Source organism: Pseudomonas sp. LBUM1651, from assembly GCF_059716135.1.
The window spans coordinates 412,014-435,013 of record NZ_CP166805.1 but is presented as its reverse complement, the minus strand read 5'-3'; the positions used below and the strand labels follow the sequence as shown (position 1 = coordinate 435,013).

General features: G+C 60.6%; 19 protein-coding genes. 1 reads left to right on the top strand and 18 read right to left on the bottom strand.

Translation table 11 applies throughout. The features are described 5' to 3' along the window. Positions 1-93: 93 nt before the first annotated feature. Complete coding sequence (locus ACA066_RS02075) at positions 94-363, bottom strand: DUF6124 family protein (RefSeq protein ID WP_497697928.1); 270 nt, start codon at positions 361-363, stop codon at positions 94-96. Between the two features lie 468 nt (positions 364-831). Next, a complete protein-coding gene (locus tag ACA066_RS02070) occupies positions 832-1,734 on the bottom strand; it encodes a LysR family transcriptional regulator (protein WP_497697927.1) in 903 nt (300 codons plus the stop codon). A 166-nt stretch (positions 1,735-1,900) separates the two neighbouring features. Here ACA066_RS02070 and ACA066_RS02065 point away from each other — a divergent pair, with 166 nt between their 5' ends. Then, complete coding sequence (locus ACA066_RS02065; protein ID WP_497699795.1) at positions 1,901-3,130, top strand: MFS transporter; 1,230 nt, start codon at positions 1,901-1,903, stop codon at positions 3,128-3,130. A 546-nt stretch (positions 3,131-3,676) separates the two neighbouring features. Here ACA066_RS02065 and ACA066_RS02060 read toward each other — a convergent pair. The 16 genes from ACA066_RS02060 to gltB all read right to left on the bottom strand — a co-directional run bounded on the left by ACA066_RS02060 (position 3,677) and on the right by gltB (position 22,694). Further along, entirely contained in the window at positions 3,677-4,108 is a 432-nt protein-coding gene (locus ACA066_RS02060) for a type II secretion system protein M (RefSeq protein WP_497697926.1), read from the bottom strand. Next, entirely contained in the window at positions 4,105-5,211 is a 1,107-nt protein-coding gene (gene gspL / locus ACA066_RS02055) for a type II secretion system protein GspL (protein WP_497697925.1), read from the bottom strand. Before gspL ends, ACA066_RS02060 begins: the two co-directional genes overlap by 4 nt. Next, positions 5,208-6,059, bottom strand: coding sequence for a type II secretion system protein GspK (locus ACA066_RS02050; RefSeq protein WP_497697924.1), 852 nt, complete (start codon positions 6,057-6,059; stop codon positions 5,208-5,210). The genes gspL and ACA066_RS02050 overlap by 4 nt, the downstream gene beginning before the upstream one ends. Beyond that, the gene (locus ACA066_RS02045; RefSeq protein ID WP_497697923.1) at positions 6,056-6,598 is read right to left on the bottom strand and encodes a type II secretion system protein GspJ; all 543 of its coding nucleotides are present in this window, start codon (positions 6,596-6,598) and stop codon (positions 6,056-6,058) included. Before ACA066_RS02045 ends, ACA066_RS02050 begins: the two co-directional genes overlap by 4 nt. Next, complete coding sequence (gspI, locus tag ACA066_RS02040) at positions 6,591-6,974, bottom strand: type II secretion system minor pseudopilin GspI (RefSeq protein ID WP_497697922.1); 384 nt, start codon at positions 6,972-6,974, stop codon at positions 6,591-6,593. The genes ACA066_RS02045 and gspI overlap by 8 nt, the downstream gene beginning before the upstream one ends. Beyond that, positions 6,967-7,434, bottom strand: coding sequence for a type II secretion system minor pseudopilin GspH (gene gspH / locus ACA066_RS02035; RefSeq protein ID WP_497697921.1), 468 nt, complete (start codon positions 7,432-7,434; stop codon positions 6,967-6,969). Before gspH ends, gspI begins: the two co-directional genes overlap by 8 nt. A 3-nt stretch (positions 7,435-7,437) precedes the next feature. Further along, complete coding sequence (gene gspG, locus ACA066_RS02030; RefSeq protein ID WP_497697920.1) at positions 7,438-7,893, bottom strand: type II secretion system major pseudopilin GspG; 456 nt, start codon at positions 7,891-7,893, stop codon at positions 7,438-7,440. Between the two features lie 3 nt (positions 7,894-7,896). Continuing rightward, entirely contained in the window at positions 7,897-9,105 is a 1,209-nt protein-coding gene (gspF, locus tag ACA066_RS02025; RefSeq protein ID WP_497697919.1) for a type II secretion system inner membrane protein GspF, read from the bottom strand. Between the two features lie 3 nt (positions 9,106-9,108). Then, positions 9,109-10,581: a type II secretion system ATPase GspE gene (gene gspE, locus ACA066_RS02020; RefSeq protein WP_497697918.1), complete on the bottom strand. Its 1,473-nt coding sequence runs from the start codon at positions 10,579-10,581 to the stop codon at positions 9,109-9,111. Continuing rightward, a complete protein-coding gene (gene gspD / locus ACA066_RS02015) occupies positions 10,578-12,506 on the bottom strand; it encodes a type II secretion system secretin GspD (protein ID WP_497697917.1) in 1,929 nt (642 codons plus the stop codon). The genes gspE and gspD overlap by 4 nt, the downstream gene beginning before the upstream one ends. An 8-nt stretch (positions 12,507-12,514) precedes the next feature. Then, positions 12,515-13,024: a type II secretion system protein N gene (locus ACA066_RS02010; protein WP_497697916.1), complete on the bottom strand. Its 510-nt coding sequence runs from the start codon at positions 13,022-13,024 to the stop codon at positions 12,515-12,517. Then, positions 13,021-13,563 carry a cytochrome b gene (locus tag ACA066_RS02005; protein WP_497697915.1) on the bottom strand — a complete coding sequence of 181 codons (543 nt, stop codon included), beginning with the start codon at positions 13,561-13,563 and terminating at the stop codon, positions 13,021-13,023. The genes ACA066_RS02010 and ACA066_RS02005 overlap by 4 nt, the downstream gene beginning before the upstream one ends. A gap of 77 nt (positions 13,564-13,640) precedes the next feature. Next, positions 13,641-15,107, bottom strand: a complete 1,467-nt coding sequence (gbpA, locus tag ACA066_RS02000) for an N-acetylglucosamine-binding protein GbpA (RefSeq protein ID WP_497697914.1) — start codon at positions 15,105-15,107, stop codon at positions 13,641-13,643. A 292-nt stretch (positions 15,108-15,399) separates the two neighbouring features. After that, complete coding sequence (gene hemE, locus ACA066_RS01995; protein WP_497697913.1) at positions 15,400-16,467, bottom strand: uroporphyrinogen decarboxylase; 1,068 nt, start codon at positions 16,465-16,467, stop codon at positions 15,400-15,402. A 235-nt stretch (positions 16,468-16,702) separates the two neighbouring features. Continuing rightward, entirely contained in the window at positions 16,703-18,121 is a 1,419-nt protein-coding gene (locus ACA066_RS01990) for an FAD-dependent oxidoreductase (RefSeq protein WP_497697912.1), read from the bottom strand. 127 nt (positions 18,122-18,248) lie between these two features. Continuing rightward, positions 18,249-22,694: a glutamate synthase large subunit gene (gene gltB / locus ACA066_RS01985; protein ID WP_497697911.1), complete on the bottom strand. Its 4,446-nt coding sequence runs from the start codon at positions 22,692-22,694 to the stop codon at positions 18,249-18,251. Positions 22,695-23,000: the final 306 nt, after the last annotated feature.

The following is a 23,000-nucleotide window of genomic DNA, read 5'->3' as shown; positions in this document are numbered from 1 at the left end:
CAAAAGATCGCAGCCTTCGGCAGCTCCTACAGAGAACGGTGTACACCTGTAGGAGCTGCCGAAGGCTGCGATCTTTTCTAATATTCGCTTAAGTTATCCAGGCGGATCGAGGTTATCCAGCACACGGTTTACTGCCAGCTCCCCCAACATGATCGACTGTTGAATTCCCAGCAGAGTGTTGCTTTGCGATCCCTCCAGATACCTCGCGAAATCGCTCGCCATGACGTTGGCTGATGCCAGGGATTCACAGGCGTATTCCAGCAGGGTGTGGTTGTCGATATCGGGGGCGATGAGGAAGATGCCGCTTGGTTGGCGTGGAGCGTCCGGATCGGTGTCCGGTGGATTTTTTGTTGTTTTGGTCATGTTTTGCTCTCCAGGAATAACGGAGCCATCACCTAATCGCTACTAATCAAAAGGGTGGCAGCGGCGCGCAGGTTAGTAGACCGGGGAGGAGCGAAACCGGCGCGCCCGAAGGCGCCCTGCGCACTGCTGCCATCAAGTGCAGGCATAGAAATACCTGACTGTATGGAACGCAAGTGCGGTTCACTCGACCACGGGCTACTAAACCCGATCACTGGGAATCAGTGACGCGAATCAAGTTACCGATGGCCCCCAAAGCGCACAAGCCGGCGGATTCTGTCGTAGTTGTAGGCGCGGCCGCAAGGTGTTGTAGCCTCCCGGAACACGTCTTAGGAAACGTCCCACAGCCACTGCTGAACACTCCCCTGTAGGAGCGAGGCTTGCCCGCGAAGAGGCCATCACATCCAACATTTATGGTGCATTTGATGGCCTCTTCGCGGGCAAGCCTCGCTCCTACAGGTTTGTGTTCGATCACGATTGGAGGGGGTCTACCTTACGCGTCAACAACTCCACAAACGCCTTCGCCATCGGCGACTTCTGATCCTTGCGCTGCACCAGCCACACCGCCGAAACCGCTTCCGGGTCGAGCAGCGGCCGATAGACCACACCATCAATCCGCATCCGCTGATAAGACGCCGGCAACACCGACACCCCCAACCCCGCCGCCACCAACCCGATGATCGTCATGGCCTCGCCCGCTTCTTGCGCAAAGTGTGGGCTGAACCCGGCATCCCGCGCCAGGCTGAGCAGCTGCGCATACAGACCACTGCCATAACTGCGTGGGAAAAACACAAACGGTTCGAGCGCCAACGCCGACAGAAACAATCCCGCCTCACTGTCCTGCACCAGCGGATGCTTGGAACTGAGCACCGCCACCAGCGGTTCGCGCATCAGCTCCACAACGCTGAGCGAGTCCGGCAACCCCAACGGCCGCATGATCCCGACCTCAATCGACTCATCCACCAGCGCCTCGGCCACTTGGGTGCTGCTCATTTCCCGCAGGTTCAAATGCACCGCTGGAAAGCGCTGGCGAAACGAAAAAATCGCCTGAGGAATGGTCGAGTTGAACGGTGCCGACGAAGTGAAGCCAATCTTCAATTCACCCAGCTCACCCAGCTGCGCCCGCCGCGCCACATCAGCTGCTTTATCAACCTGCGCCAGCACCAGGCGCGCCTCTTCCAGAAACAGCCGACCGGCCTCACTCAGCTCGACCCGACGATTGGTCCGTTCGAACAATCGCGCGCCGACCTCCTGCTCCAGCGCCTGGATCTGCTGACTCAACGGCGGTTGCGAGATGCCCAGCACCTGAGCGGCGCGGCCAAAGTGCAGTTCTTCGGCGACGGCGATGAAGTAGCGCAGGTGACGCAATTCCATGAAAACTCCATTAGGTCGCAAAACCTCTTAAACAGGTCGAACAATATATTGGATTGAATCATTAGGCAGCTATATGCTTTTTTCATTGCCTGACCGGCTGCCTGCCCCGAGGTCTGAAGTGAAAACTGCTGTCGCCCCACTCGCCCACGAAGTTCCGCCCGCCGCGATGGACGATGCCGTCGCCGAGCTCAAGGAAATCTACATCGAAAAAGGCACGCCGATGTTCATGCGCACGGTGCTGGCCTTGTTCTCCGGCGGCTTCGCGACTTTCGCGCTGCTGTACTGCGTGCAGCCGATGATGCCGCTGCTGTCCCACGAATATTCCATTAACGCGGCGCAAAGCAGTCTGATTCTTTCAGTGGCTACCGGCATGCTCGCCATCGGTTTGCTGATCACTGGGCCGATCTCCGACCGTGTCGGGCGCAAACCGGTGATGGTGACGGCGCTGTTTGCCGCTGCGCTGTGCACCATCGCCAGTTCGATGATGCCGAGCTGGCACGGCGTGCTGGTAATGCGCGCGCTGATCGGGTTGTCGTTGAGCGGCCTGGCGGCGGTCGCCATGACGTACCTGAGCGAGGAGATCCATCCGCAACACATCGGCTTGGCGATGGGCCTGTACATCGGCGGCAACGCCATCGGCGGGATGAGCGGACGCTTGATCACCGGGGTGTTGATCGACTTCGTCAGCTGGCACACGGCGATGCTGGTGATCGGCGGCCTGGCGCTGATCGCGGCGGCGGTGTTCTGGAAGATCCTTCCCGAATCGCGCAACTTCCGCGCCCGCTCGCTGCACCCGCGCAGCCTGCTCGACGGCTTCACCATGCACTTTCGCGACGCCGGCCTGCCGTTGTTGTTTCTCGAAGCCTTTGTGCTGATGGGCGCGTTCGTCACGCTGTTCAACTACATCGGTTATCGCCTGCTCGCCGACCCGTATGACATGGACCAGGCCTTCGTCGGGCTGCTCTCGGTGGTGTACCTGTCGGGCATCTACAGCTCGGCGAAAATCGGTGCAATGGCGGACAAACTGGGCCGACGCCAGGTGCTTTGGGCCACCATCGTGCTGATGCTCGCCGGCCTGGCCCTGACCATGTTCACACCACTGCCGGTGGTGATCATCGGCATGCTGATTTTCACTTTCGGCTTCTTCGGCGCGCACTCGGTGGCGAGCAGCTGGATCGGCCGTCGCGCCACCAAAGCCAAGGGGCAGGCATCGTCGCTGTATCTGTTCAGCTACTACGCCGGGTCGAGCATCGCCGGCACAGCGGGCGGGGTGTTCTGGCACTTGGGTGGGTGGAACGGGATCGGGTTGTTTATCGGCGCGTTGCTGGTGGTGGCGTTGTTGATTGCGCTGAAACTGGCGAAGTTGCCGCTGTTGCCGGGGGCTGCACAGGTTTAGACCCAGATCAAAAGCTGAAGTCGAGCTAACGCTCGGCCTGATGAGTGGTGAAAAGCAACAGCCATACCCCGATCCACTGTGGGAGCGAGCCTGCTCGCGAAAAACATATGGACACCGCGTTCATTCAGACAGCACGCCTTATCGTTGACGTACATCGCTAGCAGGCTAGCTCCCACAGGGAGAATGCATACATCCGAAGAGCCAGGCCGGCCGGTAGGCCGCCTCGCGGTGCTGTTGCGGTAGTCGCCCCCTCGAGAGGCCGAGTGGAGGTTCTGCGCAGTGGGCAACCCGGCATGGATGCCGGGTTAGCCGCGCACGGCCATGGATGGCCGATCGCGGCGGGCCCACGGAGCAGGACCGGAGCGAGGGCATGGCGAGCCTAAGCGAGCCACCGAACGAAAGGGGCAAGAGCCCTTTGGTTACTTTGGGCTGGGCCGGCACTCCGGCTTTTCCAAAGTGACTCGCTGTAAAAGCGAAACCGCCAGCAGCCGTTACCGCAGAAACGGATATGTACACCAACCCAACCCGCAAACCCGCCAACCGCAACTACCTGAGCACCACCCGCGCCTCAAGCACCGCATCACGCTTTTCCAGCATCAGCGATTGCACCACAGCCCCATCAAGCTCGGCACGATCCAGCCATTGCAGCAGCGTCTTCGCATCACCGCTGAGGGTCAAACGCAGCAGGTCGTTATCGGCATCCATCTGACGCAGTTCAAGCCCCGCCGCTGCGGCGCTTTCGCTGATACGCAGCGACAAGGGCTGGTCAGTGACGATCGCAACGGTACTTCGGGGTTGGGCCCGTTGCAGCTGCGCAGCCAGGGCCAATTGCTGTTGATACCGGCGCTCGACGGCTTCCAGGCGCTGACGGGTCGGTTGCCAGATCAGGCTGAACACCACGACCGCCAGCAAAAATGCGCCCACAGCCAGCAGCAGTCGTTGCTCACGAATGGACAGGCGTTGCCAGACGATTTTCATGTGTTGTCCTCCACGACCAGTGTCGCCTGCACGCGATTGCGCTCTTTGCTCGCACTGTCGAGCCTGACCGGCACACCTTGCTGCCGCCCGCGCTCACGCAGTTGCTCAAGCTCGGCAAAACTGTTGGCGGTCAGCTGGACTTTCCAGCCGTCGCCCGCACGAAATTCGATACGCCGCACTTCAACATGGCTCGCGCCGATGACCTGCTCGACCAGCCCCACCAAACCGGTGATACGTGTCTTCTCCGGTTCGGCGGTCTGGCTCTGCAGCACCTTGAGTTGCGTTGCCAGGTCTACGATGCGGCTCTGGTCAGGGTAAAGCGCCTTGAAGCGCTGCTCGTTCTGGCTGTAGAGCCGACGGGTTTCACCCTCGAGAAAATGGATTCGCGTGACGCTGGCGCCCCAAGTCAGCAGCAACAGCATCAGTAACGCCAATCCACCGAGATGCCAGGGCAGACGTTTGCCGCGTGGGGCGAATGCTCCTTGCAGCAGGTTGATGGCCTGGGAGTGGCGAAGGGTCAGGCACTGGTCGACATCGACCGCGTCGTGACGCTCGTCGATCCACCGGATATCCGGGGGCAAAGCCGGTCTGAGCGAGGCCAGCCCATCATCCGACACCGCCACGCGGGCTGGCATCCCGCCGCCGATCAGCCATCGACCGAACCATCGGACGACGACCGCCTGAGGCCCCGGCAACACATCGGCATCGACAAAGACAGTACGGACGCCAACGCCCGACTCGGCCAACAGCGCGAGCACAGTGGCGAATCGCTCTCGACCGATCACCATCACCGGGTAGCACCCTTGCCGGTCGCGAACGCCAATGCCCAGGTGCAGTTTCTCCAGCGCGTCACTCATCTGATCTTCTACGGCAAACGCGATGGCTTGTGCGCCGGGCTGACGCCTGGAAGGCCACGGATCACTGCGTACCCAACTGCACATTTCCATGGGCAACAACAGATCGACCGTTTGCCCGTTCAGTGACTGCGCGGCTTGATTCAATGGCATGAGCTGGCGTTGGCCGGTCGAAGACCACAGGCAACACGGCCAGTCGGTCGACGGTTCGGCCAAGCCTTCGGCGGTCAGGTAAAGCCAGGTGTTCATCGCGGCATCTCATGGGTACTCGAAGGAAGAAGGCGTCGTTGCAGGATCTTGAAGTGGTGCGTGTCGGGGTCTCGCTCGACATCAGTGGCGAGCCGCAAACGGTTCTGCCCCTGAATGACCTGCACCGTGATCCGGAACCAGCGGCTGCCGGTGCCCAGCCCATGGCTGCTCAGGCCTGCGCCGGCGAGCAGCGGGTCCTGAGTAAAGGCCTGAACACTCGCCCATGCAGTCGCCGACCGCTGACGGACCAATGCGTCGGCTGTCGTCGCCTCCACGCCATCGAGCATCCTCAATACCAGCGCCGGCGCGGTGTTGATGTTCAGAGCGGCGTCTGCGGGAAGCATCGCGACCCAGGGTTCCAGTTGACGCAACAGCTGGCCGTCGACACCTGGAAGCAGGCGCAGCTGGCTCAGCTCCTGTAATGCGCCGACCTGACTCAATTGCAGCGGCGCAAGATCGAGCAGCTCGAGCAAGCGTTCCCAACGGTTGAGGGTGACCTGATCTATCTGGCCCTGGGTCAACAATGAATTGAGATTGAACCGCCCGGCGAGGTCTTCGATATCGACGCGCAGCTGCGCGCCCTCGATGTCGAAGTCGGGCGTCATCCGCGCCCAGTCCTGAGTCAGGTCGACGGTTTTTTGCGAAGCACTCGCGGCGTCCTGTAGCTGCAAAAGCGCCCAGGTTTCCCCGGCACTCGCAAGTTGGCGCAATTGAACGTGATGCACCGCTTGCCCGCTGCTTTGCAACGACAGGCGATGACTGCGCAGCATGCCGCTGGTGATCAACAACGCCAGACTCATGACCAGCAACACACTGATCAGCGCGATGCCCCGTTGACGCCCGTTCATGGCAAGACGCCCGGCAACAGCAGCACCCGACGGATCGCCTCGAAACGGCCTACCGACAGTTGCAGCTCCACTGCCATCGGTGCCTTCGCGTCTCGCCCCGTCGGCCACTCGCTGCGCCATCCGGTTTGACGATCAAACAAGCGCCAGCTCAAGTCCCGCACATCGTCGAGGAGTTTTTGTCGCTGCATGATGGGCGTGCCTTCGCCCTGGCTTTCACGCCACAGCACACCGTTGTCGAGTCGGTACGTCAGTGTCTGGCGCTCGCTGCGGGGCAGGTCCAGAGGATTGCGCCATTGGCTGCGCTGCAATTGCAGCCCTGTGTGCTGGAGCACGACAGGCTCTTCAGTGACCTGCAGCAAGTCCCGCTCAATCACCGCCACCGCCCGTTGCAGGCGTCGAAACTCACGTTCGTGGGCCGTCGTGCCCTGCTGCGCGCGCACGATGCCATCGAACAAGCCCCAACTGGCCAGGCCGAGCAACGCGAATATCGCCATGGCGATCACCAGCTCCAGCAAGGTGAAACCGGATTGCCTATTCATGACGATCAGGTATCCAGCCAGTGGCGCGGTGCAGGGTTAGCTCGCGACCGGAAAGGCTGACATCGACGTCGACCTTGAGCAGTCGCGGGTCAGTCGATGCGCTGATGTGCTGGCGCAGCAGCCAGTCGCGGCGATCCATGTGCACCACGCGTTGCTGTTGGCCGAGGGTCAACCCGGGTTGCAGGCGCAGTTCATTCAAATGGTTATCGGCCAACCAGGTGGCGAAGAGTCGCTCCTCGACTGCTCCGGTCTGCTTCAACACGTATTGGCTCGCCGACAGCACGGCCGCCGCCAGTGTCGCGAAGACCGCCAGGGCCACCATGATTTCCAGCAGCGTGAACCCACGCGTGCGTGCCCGCGACAGTTCCTTAACCATCAATCACTGCCTCACCCAGGCCATCGCTCGAAAGGCTCAGGAGCGTGCTGTCCCGGGTCGCGAACGTCAGCGTGAAGGCACTGATCTCATCGCTGCTGAGCATCAGCAATTGCGGCGGTCCTTCATCGGCTCCCAGCATCAGGGAATGCCCATCCTGCTCAAGGTGTAGCCGCAGGGTTTCGGGCCACTTGTAAAACGCAGCCACCGGCTCCCAGCCTCGGGCATCGAGGCGCATCGCGCGGTAACCGCTGTCACTGAGTCGCAGGCCGTATTCCTCGCCATCCAGCACCGCCCGCTCACGCAGCTGTTGAATCAGGCCTGCCATCCCGTGCGCTTCGTGCCGCGCCTGACGCACCGGGTTCGGGCCGGCGACCAGACTCACCATGCACAGCAGCACGCCGATCACAACGATCACGATCATCAACTCGAGCAAAGTAAACCCGCGGCAACGTTGGTGCATGAATCAGTCGCCCCAATTGCCGATATCGGTCGCATGCCCTTCGCCGCCCACCACGCCATCGGAACCCAGGGAATACAAGTCGTAGCTGCCGTCGATCGATTGAACACCGGGATTGATAAACTGATAGGGCGTACCCCACGGGTCCACCGGCAGGCTTTTCAGGTAACCCTGAGGGTTCCAGTTTCTCGCCGCCGGCAGGCCCGAAGGTCGTTTGCTCAAGGCTTCCAGCCCTTGCTGCGTCGAGGGGTAGTGGAAGTTGTCGAGGCGGTACATTTCCAGGGTGGTGGCGATGGCCTGGATATCAATTTTTGCCGCGGTGACCTTGGCCTGGTCGGGCCGGCTCATGAACTGCGGCACCACGATGGCCCCCAGCACGCCGATGATCACGACCACCACCATGATTTCGATCAGGGTAAAACCGCGTTGCCCGCGGCGCGAGTTGCTGCGTAGAGGTTGCATGGGTCAATTCACCAATTGGTTGAGGCTGAGAATCGGTAGAAGAATGGCCATGACGATCAGCAGCACGACGCCGCCCATCAGCACCAGCATGGCCGGTTCAAAGAGGCTCACGACCAGCGCGATGCGCGCCGCCAGGCTGTTTTCCTGTTGCTCGGCGGCCCGTACCAGCATGTGATCGAGTTCGCCCGCGCGTTCGCCGCTGGCGATCATGTGCAGCATCATCGGCGGGATGTCGCCGCTGAGCTCCAGGCCCCGGGTCAGGGTTCCGCCTTCGCGTACGGAGCGGGCGACATCGACCATGCGCGCACGAATGGTCAGATTGCCGATGACAGCGGCAGCGATTTCCAGCGCGTCCACCAGCGGCACGGCACTTTTGCCGAGAATTGCCAGGGTGCTGGCAAACCGTGCGGCTTCCATCGCCCGCAACACCTCGCCTGCGACCGGCAGTTTCAATGCCAGACGATGCCAGCGCAGGCGCCAGAGCGGCTGACGCAAACTCCAGCGCCAGAGACCGATCAACGTCGCCAGCACGCCCATCAATGTCAGGAAATGGTTGCGCAGACCGTCGCTCAAACCGATCAGCGCCTGCGTCAGCCAAGGCAACGGCTGGCCGCTGTCGACGAAGATTTTCACCACGTCCGGCACCACGTAACCGAGCAGGAAACCAACGATCGCCACGCTGGCCAGCATCAGGATCAACGGGTAGACCAAGGCCATCTGGATTTTCTGCCGCGATGCCTGACGCGCCTGGGTGTAAGCCGCCAGTTGCTCCAACACATGACCCAAGTGCCCGGAACGTTCACCGGCCGCGACGGTGGCGCGAAACAACTCGGGGAACGCCTTGGGAAACAGGCCCAACGCGGTTGAAAGGGCATGCCCTTCCATCACCCGGCTGCGGACCGCCGACAACAGGCCGGCGACCTTGCGCCTGGTACTCTGTTTGGTCACCGCTTCCAGCGCTTCTTCCAGGGGCAAACCGGCCTGAACGAGCGTGGATAACTGCAGCGTCAACAGCGCCAGTTCAGCCGCCCCCAGCCGCCCACTGCGCGGTTGCGCACCGGCGGCGCCCCCCGTGCTGACCTCATTCAATTCACGCGGCCACAAACCGCGCTCGCGCATCAGTTGTCGGGCATGACGCGGGCTGTCGGCTTCCAGTCGGCCCTTGCAGCGTCGGCCCTGGGCGTCGTCAGCGCGGTAATCGAACGTCGGCACTCGCTAGTCCTCCTGGGTTACGCGCAGTAACTCCTCAAGGCTGGTGACGCCGTCGAGCACCCGTTGCCGACCGTCCTGAAACAGGCTGCGGGAGACCTTGCGCGTCTCATCGATCAACGCCTGCTCACTGGCACCCTGATGAATCAGCGTCGACACGGCCGGCGTGACGCTGATCAGTTCGTAGATCCCGATACGCCCGCGATAACCGTGCTGGCACTGCTCACACCCCACGGCGCTGAACAGTTGCGGTGGCTCCGCCGCATCGAGCCCGAGCCGCTGACACAGAGCCGCATCGGCGCGGTACGGCACCTTGCAGTGCGGGCACAGCGTGCGCAGCAACCGTTGAGCCAGAATGCCCACCAGCGACGACGCCAGCAGGTAGGCATCAACCCCCATGTCCACCAGTCGCGTTACCGCGCCCACCGCGCTGTTGGTGTGCAACGTCGAGAGCACCAGGTGCCCGGTCAGCGAGGCCTGAACGGCGATTTCCGCCGTTTCGCGATCGCGGATTTCGCCTACCATCACCACGTCCGGGTCCTGACGCAGAATCGCCCGCAAGCCTCGGGCAAAGGTCATGTCCACTTTCGGGTTGACCGGCATCTGCCCCACACCCGGCAGGTGATATTCGATGGGGTCTTCGACCGTGAGAATGTTGCGTGTCTGATCGTTCAGGCTGCTCAACGCGGCGTACAGACTGGTGGTCTTGCCGGAGCCGGTGGGCCCGGTTACCAGCAGAATGCCGTGGGGTTTTGCGAGCAACTGCCGCAGCGCCGCGAGGGTGTCGGCAGGCATACCGAGTCGCTGCAACTCCAGGCGCCCGGCCTGTTTGTCGAGCAACCGCAGCACCACCCGTTCACCGTGCGCCGACGGCAATGTCGAGACCCGCACATCGACTTCGTGCCCGGCCAGTCGCAGAGCCATTCGACCGTCCTGCGGGATACGTTTTTCAGCGATGTCCAGACGCGCCATGACCTTGATCCGCGACACCAGCAACGTCGCCAATTCACGCCGGGGCCTGAGCATTTCGCGCAACTGCCCGTCGACCCGCATGCGCACCGACAGAGAGTGCTCGAAGGTCTCAAGGTGCACGTCCGAGGCATGCTCGCGCACGGCTTCGCTGAGCAGGGCGTTGATCAGCCGGATGATCGGCGCGTCGCCCTGCTGCTCCAGCAAGTCGGCGGTCTGCGGCACTTGATCGACCAGGCTGAGCAGATCCAGTTCGTCGTCCAGCCCTTGTGCAACTTGCTCCGCCGCGCTCTGACCGTCACGGTAAGCGGCGGCCAGACGCGCGGCAAAGGCATCGGCATCCAGCACCCGGATCGGCAGATTCCGCCCGCACACCCGGCGCGCTTCCGACAGGGCCGTCAGCGGCGTATCGGCTCGCAGCACAAGGCTCAAGTCGGGCCCCTCGCACTCCAGCAGAATGCCGAAACGCCGAGCGAAACCGAAAGGCAGCTGGTCGATTTTTGCGTTCATGGCGTAACCGGAGTCTGCTTGCGCAAATCGAACACAGGTGCATCGGTGGCCGGGTCGAACAACTGACGCGATTCTGCCGGCAGCAACAACGAGTTGTTCCCGTGTGCGCCCGGCTGGCTCAGCTTACGCAGCGCGTCGTAGCGCTGTTGGCTCACATCCGCCAGATCTTCCTTGCTGCGCACGATGGTGGGCCGCAAAAAGACCATCAGGTTGCTTTTGGTTTGTGTGTCCCGGGTCCAGCGAAACAGCGCGCCCAGGTAAGGAATATTGCGCAGCAGCGGCACGCCGCTTTGCTGGGTACGAACGCTGTCGCGGATCAACCCGCCGATCACGATGATCTCGCCATCGTCGGCGAGAATGGTGCTCTTGAGTGCACGCTTGTTGGTGATCAGATCGGAGGAATCGATACCGGACACCGACGGCGCAATGTCCGACACCTCCTGTTCCACCTCCAGGCGCAACGTCGAACCTTCGTTGATGTACGGCTTGATCTTCAGGCTGATGCCGACATCCTTGCGCTCGACGGTGGTAAACGGATTGTCCGCACCGTTGCTGTTGGTGGCGTAGGAGCCCGTCTTGAACGGCACGTTTTGACCGACGATGATTTCCGCTTCCTGGTTGTCCAGAGTCAGCAGGCTCGGTGTGGAAAGCAGATTGCTATGGGTGTTGCTGGCCAATGCCGAAATCAACGCGCCAAAACGGTCATTGCCCAGTTGCAGGAGCGCGCCTTCCGGGGCCGATTTTTTCTCGTCGAAGGTCAGCCCGCCAATGATCGGAATGTCGGTGCCGGGGAAGTTGATAAAGCCCTTCGCGTCGCCGCTGCTGATGCCCCACTGGACGCCTACGGCTTCGGCGATGTCTCCGGAGATTTCGACGATGGCGGCATGGATCAGCACTTGGGCCCGGGGCTGGTCCAACTGGCGCACGATGTTTTCGATGGTGCGGATTTGTGCGGGCTCGGCGATCAGCACCAGCGCATTCTGGCTCTCGTCGGCCTTGATCATGAACGTCGCGCCGGACGAGCTATCCTTCACGCCGCCAAGGGTCGATGCCTGCTTTCGGGTCTGACCCATCATTTCCAGAACGTCGGCCAATTGCTTGGCATCGCTGTGGCGCAAACGAATGACCCGGGCATTGTCGAGGGACGCGGTGGCGGGCGTATCGAGACTGCGTGCGAGGTCGATCAGGCGCTGGCGCACCGACGGTGGACCAATGAGGATCAGTCGATTGGTTCTGGTGTCGGCAAGCACCTGGATCGGCGTATCGGCGGTGCGCTTGCCCAGTGAAGACTCAATGATCGTCATCACGTCGGCGGCCTGGGCGTGATGCATCTGCACCACGGCATGCAGGTTGTTCTGCCCCGAATCCAACTGACCCACGACCTTGGCAATGCGCCCCACATTGGCAGCCGTATCGGTGACGACCAGCGCATTGGCCGACACCGACGGGCCGACGTAACCATTGACCGACACCAATGGCCGGACCAGTCCGGCAATATCGGAGGCGCTGCTGGTGTTCAACTCGATGACCTGCGTGACGAACTGCGACGCCGTGGCGGTTTTTACGGTGCCCTGGCCTGCCCGGGTTTTCGCCTCGGTGACCGGCGTGATCAGAATGCGGTCACCTTCGTCGATTACCGTAAAGTTATGGGCATCGAGCACCGAATAAAACAACCGGCGAACGCCCTCGCGGTCGAGGGCCTGGCGGGACATGACGGTGATGCGCCCGGAGACTCTGGGGTCGAGCACCACCGTGGTCCCGAGAATGGTCGAAATTTCTTCGACGATGTCGCGCAACTCGGCATTGTTCATCGCCAGTTGCCATTTTTCTTCCTCGGCTTGCAACGTGTCATGAAAGAACGTCGTCGCCAAAGCGGCCAGAAAAAGAAGGGTGCGCAAGGGATGCGCGCCGATGAAGCTGTTCATGGGTGTGATCACTCTGACTGCCCGGAAAGAGGGCGTAGAAAACGCGTAGAACTGACGGGTGTCTGTGGGGGGGATGGTGAGTCGAGTTGACGCAGGAAACTCGCGGAAGAGGTCTGCAACGTCAGCACCTCTTCTCGACCCTTGTTCCACAACACCGCTTGATTCACCTCGACGCGACGCAGGACGCTGCCCCCCGGCAACTGATCCCCCACCTGGTAAACCCGTGAGCCTTGAGCGTCCGCCAGCAACGCTCTGGACAACCCCGTATCGAGGACAAAACTGGCCTGCAAGGTCAACGGCTCGGCACTGGGCAGCAACATGGTTTCAGTCGCAAGACCGATTACCGTTGCGACCGCGGTGGTGTCCAGGGGCGCACGGGACGGTGGCGTCGGCACGGTCACAGCGAACGACAACGGCGAGGCAAGACTTTTGCGAAAGCCCCATTCCTGCCACGCCAAAAACGCGGCGTAACCTACGGATATAACCAGCAGGCAGAGTGTGCTCAGGCGCCTGCTCACTCGAGTCGCTCACTTCGAACAATGCTGCACAGGGACATTCGTCGCAGCACGCGGTGGCCGCACAGCTCATGGACAACGACCGCGCCGACATGCAGCACGATGAGCACCGAAAGGACCACACAGGCCCAAACGTGAATGATGAGGAAGCGGGAGATCAGCTCGGGATCGCTCAGTGGCTGAGCTATTTGGACCAAGCCGAACACGTCGATCGGGCGATCCATCATCAACACGCCGGTGACCAGCACGATACTGATGACGAGATAGATCAGCGTGTGCGCGAACAGTGCGAGTTTTTCCATGAAGTCAAAGGCCCTCACGCTGGTATGTCGGGCATGAGAGGTAAAGATAAATAGGCGCCAGACAAAAAACGGTATGAACACCGTGGTCAGCGACACATTGAAAAAAGCGACCCATTGAGCGAGCCGTGGGGACGCGTTGACGCTGGCCACATAAAAACCGGAAATCAGGGTCCAGACGATGACTGCCGCCGATAACCAGTGCAGCCATACGCGTTGGGTGGAATAACCCAAAACCGTCATTTTTCAACTCGATTTTCTACAAGAGGATGAACCTTCAGGCGATCCATTCGCGGATCGCCTGAAGTGTTACGGCGGGCTTAAAGCTTGTTCCACGCCATGTGCCAGTGCTCACCGACACCCGGTTCAAAACCGTTGGCATTCGGGTTGTACTGCTTGCAGTAGCCGGACTCGGGGAATGGCTTGCATTCGAAGACTTCGTTGGTCTTCGGTTGCAGCACTTTGGTGCCGGCGGTGTACTCGCTGATGCCTTCGGGGAACACGAAGTCATGCTCGACGCCAGCGCCTTCACCGGTCATGTTGGTCGGCTGGGTGTCCTGACGAGTGGTACGGCCATCCAGGGTGGTACCGACCAGTGTCAGCGTGTGTTTGCCCGGGTTGCTGCGCACATCCAGGGTCAACGTCGTCGAACCGCTGTCCACCTGTGCGGAGGTGGTGCCGACCGGCTTGTTGTTCTCATCGAACAAGGTCGCTTCGACGTTCATTTTGCGATTGGAGATCATGCTGAAACCGACCTTGGCCAGGCCTTTTTCCAGTACGTATTCCGCTTGCTGAGAAGCTACCGACATGCGTGCTGCGGCGTCTTCCTTCATGTCCAGCTGAACTTCGTAACGGGTTACGCCGCTTTCTTTTTGGGCGTAGAGGGTGTTGTTACCCCGGACCGGTTCGATGTTGCCGCTCTCATCACGAATACCGGCGCGGATGAGTTTGTGAGTGGCGTTGATCTTTTCTGCCAGTTTGAACGCCCAGTTATTTGGCAAGCCTTCTTCGGCAGTGGCGATGGTGATTTCAACGTCGTAATCAGAGCTGACACCGTTGGCAGAGAATGCACGGGCCTTGACCTTGTCGCCGATCAACAACTGGGTTGACGGTGCGATACCGCCAACGGAAGACCAGCCACCCGGCAACTCTGCTTCCGCAATAATGTTCACATCCGCCGCGTTGTAAAACGCCGCGTCGGTATCGCCGACGGTCCAGATCGCCAGAATCACATGCTGGCCGGATTTGTCTGTCGGGATGGTGCAGTTGTGCTTGTCACCAGACTCAGGCTTCTGATTTGCGCCATCGATGGTGCAGAAAGGCGTGCTTTCGAAGGTGGCACGTTTCAGCGACTCGTTCGGGTTCCAGCCGTTGCGAGTGATGAAGTACTCATGTTTGGTGGCCGGGTGAACCGCGGTGTAGCGCCATTGGAAATCGATATTGCGGTCCTTGATTTCCGTCAGATGCCAACGGGTGGCGGACTGGGCATCCATAGCGGAGAACGATGGATGACCGCCACTCGGAATTTTGCCATCGATCGGCCCTTGCAGAGGAGCACCACCTGCACCGGCCGGAAAGCCTTTGAACGTCTCGCCAACGCTTTGAGGCTCGTATTGCGCGCCACCACAGTTGGTGTTCAAGCCTTTCTGGCAAAGCAATGCCCGCGAAGGTGGCACTTCAAGATAACCATGGGCCGAAACAGTTTGAGACGCCAACATTGCCGATAACAGGATCATTGGAGAGGCGCATGCAGTTAACACACCTCCCTTGTAGAGAGTTTTTTTCATGATTGTGTTCCAGACTACTTATCGAAAATTAAGGCGCCTTTTCGGGCGCCGCTGTTCGTAATTCCGCTCGGTGTGCGGCACCGAACGAAGGTCTGGAACCTTACCGGGATGAACCCGTTTTCTATGTAGGACAAGTCTTCGCTTGCATGAGGATTGATCTCTCTCTTCACTTATCTGACAAAGAGAGAAAACATTCTTACAAGTGAAAACCCATTAAGCTGGCATACGTTTTTCAGGCAAAAAAAAGCCTGCCCGGCGTTGGCCGGACAGGCTGGATGGAACCTGGGAATGACTACTCGTGATACTGCGCCGACAACTCATGCACCGCGCGCAGGAACGCACCCGCATGCTCCGGATCGACCTCCGGGGTGATGCCATGTCCGAGGTTGAACACGTGACCGCTGCCCTTGCCATAACTGGCGAGGATCCGGCCGACTTCGGTGCGAATGGCTTCCGGTTTGGCGTAGAGCACGGTCGGATCCATATTGCCTTGCAAGGCGACTTTGCTGCCGACGCGATCGCGGGCGTTGCCGATGTCGCAGGTCCAGTCCAGGCCCAGCGCATCAGCACCCGCGTCGGCGATGCTTTCCAGCCACAGGCCGCCGTTCTTGGTGAACAGGATGACCGGAACCTTACGGCCTTCGTGTTCGCGGATCAGGCCGCTGACGATTTTGCGCATGTAGGCTAGGGAGAATTCCTGATACGCCGCTGCCGAAAGGTTGCCGCCCCAAGTGTCGAAAATCTGTACCGCTTGCGCGCCGGCCATGATCTGGCCGTTGAGGTAGGACGTGACCGACTGGGCCAGTTTGTCCAGCAGCAGGTGCATGGCTTGCGGGTTGTCGTAGAGCATGGCTTTGGTCTTGCGGAAGTCTTTCGACGAACCGCCTTCGACCATGTAGGTGGCCAACGTCCAAGGGCTGCCGGAAAAGCCGATCAGCGGCACGCGGCCGTTCAGTTCGCGGCGGATGGTGCTGACCGCGTCCATCACGTAGCCGAGGTCTTTGTGCGGATCAGGAATCGGCAGGGCTTCGATGTCGGCCATCGTACTGACGACTTTCTTGAAGCGTGGACCTTCACCGGTTTCGAAGTACAGGCCCTGGCCCATGGCATCGGGGATGGTCAGGATGTCCGAGAAGAGGATCGCCGCGTCCAGTTGTGGGTAGCGGTCGAGCGGTTGCATCGTGACTTCGCAAGCGAACGCCGGGTTCATGCACAGGCTCATGAAGTCGCCGGCCTTGGCACGGCTGGCGCGGTATTCCGGCAGGTAGCGACCGGCCTGACGCATCATCCAGACAGGCGTGACGTCTACGGGTTGCTTGAGCAGGGCGCGAAGGAAACGGTCGTTCTTCAGGGCAGTCATGTCGGCATCCGGAAAAAAAGTGCGGGCATTTTCTCAGAGCGCGAGGCAAAAGGCACGGTTGCAGGTCAGCCTTTTGTCTATCGGGTCAATTTGTCGCATTTTTGCAGCACCAAAAAACACTGTGGGAGCTGGCCTGCCGGCGATGCAGGCACCTCGGTTGGTCAGGTAGACCGAGGTGATGCTATCGCTGGCAGGCCAGCTCCCACAGGAATTGCAGTGCAGTTTCGAACGGGGGTTAGACGCCCAGGTAATCCAGAATCCCTTCGGCGGCATTGCGGCCTTCGAAGATCGCCGTCACCACCAGGTCAGAGCCGCGAACCATGTCGCCACCGGCGAAGATTTTCGGGTTGCTGGTCTGATGCTTGTACTGACCTTGTTCCGGCGCCACAACGCGGCCCTGGCTGTCAGTCTGGATGCTGAACTGCTCGAACCACGGCGCCGGGCTTGGACGGAAACCGAAAGCGATGACCACGGCGTCGGCCGGGATGATCTCTTCGGAACCCGGGATCGGCTCGGGACTGCGACGGCCACGGGCGTCCGGTTCGCCGAGACGGGTCTCGACCACCTTCACGCCTTCGACCTTGTCTTCACCGACGATGGCGATCGGCTGGCGGTTGTAGAGGAATTTCACGCCTTCTTCCTTGGCGTTCTTCACCTCTTTGCGCGAGCCCGGCATGTTCGCTTCGTCACGACGATAGGCGCAGGTCACCGACTTGGCGCCCTGGCGAATCGAGGTACGGTTGCAGTCCATCGCCGTGTCGCCGCCGCCCAGCACCACAACCTTCTTGCCTTTCATGTCGACGAAATCTTCCGGCGACTTTTCAAAGCCCAGGTTGCGGTTGACGTTGGCGACCAGAAAGTCGAGCGCGTCATGCACGCCCGGCAAATCCTCACCGGCAAAGCCGCCCTTCATGTAGGTGTAGGTGCCCATGCCCATGAACACGGCATCGTATTCTTCGAGCAGTTGCTCGACGGACACGTCCTTGCCAACTTCGGTGTTCAGGCGGAACTCGATACCCATGCCGGTGAAGACTTCGCGACGATTGCTCAGCACGGTCTTTTCCAGCTTGAACTCGGGGATGCCGAAGGTCAGCAGACCGCCGATTTCCGGGTTCTTGTCGAACACCACCGGGGTCACGCCGCCGCGTACCAGCACGTCGGCACAGCCGAGACCGGCCGGGCCTGCGCCGATGATCGCAACACGCTTGCCAGTCGGCTTGACCTTGGACATGTCCGGGCGCCAGCCCATGGCGAACGCGGTGTCGGTGATGTACTTCTCGACCGAACCGATGGTCACCGCGCCGAAACCGTCGTTGAGGGTGCAGGCACCCTCGCACAGACGATCCTGCGGGCACACCCGGCCGCACACTTCCGGCAGGGTGTTGGTCTGGTGCGACAGTTCGGCGGCCTGGAGGATGTTGCCCTCAGCCACCAGTTTCAGCCAGTTCGGAATGAAGTTGTGCACCGGGCACTTCCATTCACAATACGGGTTACCGCAACCCAGGCAGCGGTGGGCCTGATCGGCCGAATGCTGGGGTTTGAAGGGTTCGTAGATCTCCACGAACTCTTTCTTGCGTTGACGCAACAGTTTCTTCTTCGGATCTTTGCGCCCGACATCGATGAATTGGAAGTCGTTGTTTAGACGTTCGGCCATCTTCAAAACCTCGTACACGACAGCTCCAAGCTACAAGCTTCAAGCTGCAAGAAAATCAAATTAATCCGCCACACCGCGCACTGCCTCAAGCTTGCGGCTTGAAGCTTGCCGCTTGTAGCTGCGTCGTTTATTGCGGACTCGCACGAGTACTGGAGAGCAAAGATTTCAAGCTCGCCGCTTTCGGTTTGACGAGCCAGAAACGACGCAAATAGTCATCGAGGTTTTCAGCGAGGTTACGACCCCATTCGCTGTCGGTTTCCGCGACGTATTCGTCCAGCACGCGTTGCAGGTGGCTACGGTAGGCTTCCATCGCTTCGCCGCTGATCCGCTGGATTTCCACCAGTTCGTGGTTGACCCGGTCAACGAAGGTGTTGTCCTGGTCGAGCACGTAGGCGAAACCGCCGGTCATGCCTGAGCCGAAGTTGTAACCGGTCTTGCCCAGCACGCAGACGAAACCACCGGTCATGTACTCGCAGCAGTGATCGCCCGTGCCTTCAACCACGGTGTGGGCACCGGAGTTACGCACCGCGAAACGCTCGCCTGCGGTGCCGGCGGCGAACAATTTGCCGCCGGTGGCGCCGTACAGGCAGGTGTTGCCGATGATCGCACTGTCCTGAGTCTTGTAGACGCTGCCCTTCGGCGGAACGATAACCAGCTTGCCGCCGGTCATGCCTTTGCCGACGTAGTCGTTGGCGTCGCCTTCCAGGTACATGTTCAAGCCGCCGGCGTTCCACACACCGAAGCTCTGACCGGCCGTCCCTTTGAAGCGGAAGGTGATTGGCGCGTTCGCCATGCCCTGGTTGCCATGCTTGCGCGCAATTTCACCGGAGATCCGCGCACCGATCGAACGGTCGCAGTTGCAGATATCCAGGGCGAAATCGGCGCCGCTCATGTCGTTGATGGCCGAAGTGGCCATGACGATCATTTTCTCGGCCAGCAAGCCTTTGTCGAACGGCGGGTTGCGGTCGACCTGGCAGAACTGTGGTTTGTCTGCCGGGATGTGATCGCTGCCGAGCAACGGCGTCAGATCGAGGTGTTGCTGCTTGGCGGTCTGGCCTTCGAGGATTTCCAGCAGATCGGTACGGCCGATCAGCTCTTCGAGGGAGCGCACGCCCAGCTTGGCCAGCCACTCACGGGTTTCTTCGGCGACGTAGGTGAAGAAGTTCACCACCATGTCGACGGTGCCGATGTAGTGATCCTTGCGCAATTTTTCGTTCTGAGTCGCGACGCCGGTGGCGCAGTTGTTCAGGTGGCAGATACGCAGGTATTTGCAGCCCAGCGCAATCATTGGCGCGGTGCCGAAGCCGAAGCTTTCAGCACCGAGGATCGCGGCCTTGATCACGTCGAGACCGGTTTTCAGGCCGCCGTCGGTCTGCACCCGGACTTTGCCGCGCAGGTCATTGCCACGCAGGGTCTGGTGGGTTTCGGCCAGGCCGAGTTCCCACGGCGCGCCCGCGTATTTGATCGAGGTCAGCGGCGATGCGCCGGTGCCGCCGTCGTAGCCGGAGATGGTGATCAAGTCCGCGTAGGCCTTGGCCACACCGGCGGCGATGGTGCCGACGCCGGCTTCTGCCACCAGCTTCACCGAGACCAGGGCCTTCGGGTTGACTTGTTTCAGGTCGAAAATCAGCTGCGACAAGTCTTCGATCGAATAGATGTCGTGGTGCGGCGGAGGCGAAATCAAAGTCACGCCCGGCACTGCGTAACGCAGCTTGGCGATCAGACCGTTGACCTTGCCGCCTGGCAGCTGACCGCCTTCGCCGGGCTTGGCGCCCTGAGCGACCTTGATCTGCAGCACTTCAGCGTTGACCAGGTATTCCGGAGTGACACCGAAACGGCCGGTCGCGACTTGCTTGATTTTCGAGCTCTTGATGGTGCCGTAACGCGCCGGGTCTTCGCCGCCTTCGCCGGAGTTGGAACGCGCACCGAGGCGGTTCATGGCTTCGGCCAGGGCTTCGTGAGCTTCCGGCGACAGCGCGCCGAGGGAGATGCCGGCGGAGTCGAAGCGCTTGAGCACCGATTCCAGCGGTTCGATCTCGCTGATGTCCAGCGGCGTGTCCAGGGTCTTGACCTTGAACAGGTCGCGGATCATCGACACCGGACGGTTGTCCACCAGCGCCGTGTATTCCTTGAACTTGCTGTAGTCGCCCTGCTGCACAGCGGCTTGCAGGGTGTTGACCACGTCCGGGTTGTACGCGTGATATTCGCCACCGTGGACGAACTTCAGCAGACCGCCCTGCTGGATCGGTTTGCGCGGGCTCCAGGCTTCAGCGGCCAGGGCTTTCTGCTCGGCTTCGATGTCGACGAAACGTGCGCCCTTGATGCGGCTTGGCACGCCACGGAAGCTCAGGTCGCAGACTTCTTCGGACAGGCCGATGGCTTCGAACAGCTGCGCACCCCGGTACGAAGCGATGGTCGAAATACCCATCTTCGACAGGATTTTCAGCAGGCCTTTGGTGATGCCTTTGCGGTAGTTCTTGAACACCTCATAGAGGTCGCCCAGCACTTCACCGGTGCGGATCAGGTCACCCAGCACTTCGTAGGCCAGGAACGGATAGACCGCCGAGGCGCCGAAACCGATCAGTACTGCAAAGTGGTGCGGATCGCGAGCGGTGGCGGTTTCCACGAGGATGTTGGAGTCGCAACGCAGGCCTTTTTCGGTCAGGCGGTGGTGTACCGCACCGGTGGCAAGGGAAGCGTGGATCGGCAACTTGCCCGGCGCGATGTGACGGTCACTCAAGACGATCTGGGTGCGACCGGCGCGAACGGCTTCTTCAGCCTGATCGGCGACGTTACGCACGGCGGCTTCAAGGCCGACGCTTTCGTCGTAGTTGAGGTCGATGATCTGGCGTTCGAAGCCCGGACGATCGAGGTTCATCAGCGAGCGCCACTTGGCCGGGGAAATGACCGGCGAGCTGAGGATCACGCGCGAGGCGTGTTCCGGCGACTCCTGGAAGATGTTGCGCTCGGCACCGAGGCAGATCTCCAGCGACATGACGATGGCTTCACGCAGCGGGTCGATCGGCGGGTTGGTGACCTGCGCGAACTGCTGGCGGAAATAGTCGTACGGCGTGCGCACGCGCTGGGACAGCACGGCCATCGGCGTATCGTCGCCCATCGAGCCAACGGCCTCGTAGCCTTGCTCGCCGAGCGGACGCAGGACCTGATCACGTTCTTCGAAAGTGACCTGGTACATCTTCATGTACTGCTTGAGCTGGTCAACATCGTAGAACGCCGAACCGTGGTCGTTGTCTTCCATGGTCGCCTGAATGCGCAGGGCATTCTTGCGCAGCCATTGCTTATACGGATGACGAGACTTCAAGCGGTTGTCGATGGCGTCGGTGTCGAGGATCTGACCGGTTTCGGTGTCCACGGCGAAGATCTGACCCGGGCCAACGCGGCCCTTGGCGATAACGTCTTCAGGCTGGTAGTTCCAGACACCGATTTCGGAGGCCAGGGTGATGAAACCGTTTTTGGTGGTGACCCAACGCGCCGGGCGCAGACCGTTACGGTCGAGCAGGCACACCGCGTAGCGACCGTCGGTCATGACCACGCCGGCCGGGCCGTCCCACGGTTCCATGTGCATCGAGTTGTATTCGTAGAACGCACGCAGGTCCGGGTCCATGGTTTCGACGTTCTGCCACGCAGGCGGAATGATCATCCGCACGCCACGGAACAGGTCGATGCCACCGGTGACCATCAGCTCGAGCATGTTGTCCATGCTGGAGGAGTCGGAACCGACGCGGTTCACCAGCGGGCCGAGCTCTTCCAGATCCATCAGATCGTTGGTGAACTTGGTGCGACGGGCCTGGGCCCAGTTGCGGTTGCCGGTGATGGTGTTGATCTCGCCGTTGTGGGCGAGGAAGCGGAATGGCTGGGCCAGCGGCCATTTCGGCAAGGTGTTGGTGGAGAAGCGCTGGTGGAACACGCAAATCGAGGTTTGCAGGCGCTGATCACTGAGGTCTGGATAGAAGGCGGTCAAATCCGCCGGCATCATCAGGCCTTTATAAATGATGGTCTTGTGGGAAAAGCTGCAGATGTAGTGATCGACGTCGGCGGCGTTGGCCACGGACGAGCGACGACGAGCGCTGAACAGCTTGATCGCCATGTCCTGATCGCTCAGGCCTTCACCGCCGATGTAGACCTGCTCGATCTGCGGCAGGCGCTCGAGGGCCAGGCGGCCGAGGACGCTGGTGTCGATCGGCACTTTGCGCCAGCCGACCAGGGTCAGGCCTTCGGCCAGGATCTCGCGGTTCATGTTCTCGCGAGCGGCTTCGGCTTTGACCGGATCCTGATTGAAGAAGACCATGCCCACTGCGTATTGCTTGGGCAATTCGACGCCGAAGGTTTCCTGGGCGATCGCACGCAGGAACACATCCGGCTTTTGAATCAGCAGACCGCAACCGTCACCGGTCTTGCCGTCGGCGTTGATCCCACCGCGGTGGGTCATGCAGGTCAGGGCCTCGATGGCCGTTTGCAAAAGGGTATGACTGGGCTCGCCCTGCATATGAGCTATCAGGCCGAAACCGCAGTTATCCTTGAATTCATCTGGTTGGTACAGACCTGCTTTCATAGACACTTTCTCACCAGGCTGCCTCTTAACGAGGCAAATTTCTTTTCAATTCAACCACTTACACTCCGCGCCGAACGTACGCCGGCTTAGCGGGGGCAAAAGGGTGGTCATTGTACACAGCGACACAGACGCTCACAAATTTGACGACGAACTGTCGCAAATCTATGTCGCATTTGTGAAAGGTTTAAAGCGATCTGCTGTGCTAGTCAAAACTTTTTTAATTCTGACCGCAACGACTCAAAGACTACTGTAACGCAGACACCACAAGGCACGCGGTCTGTAGAGACGGCGCGCACTCGTAGAAAT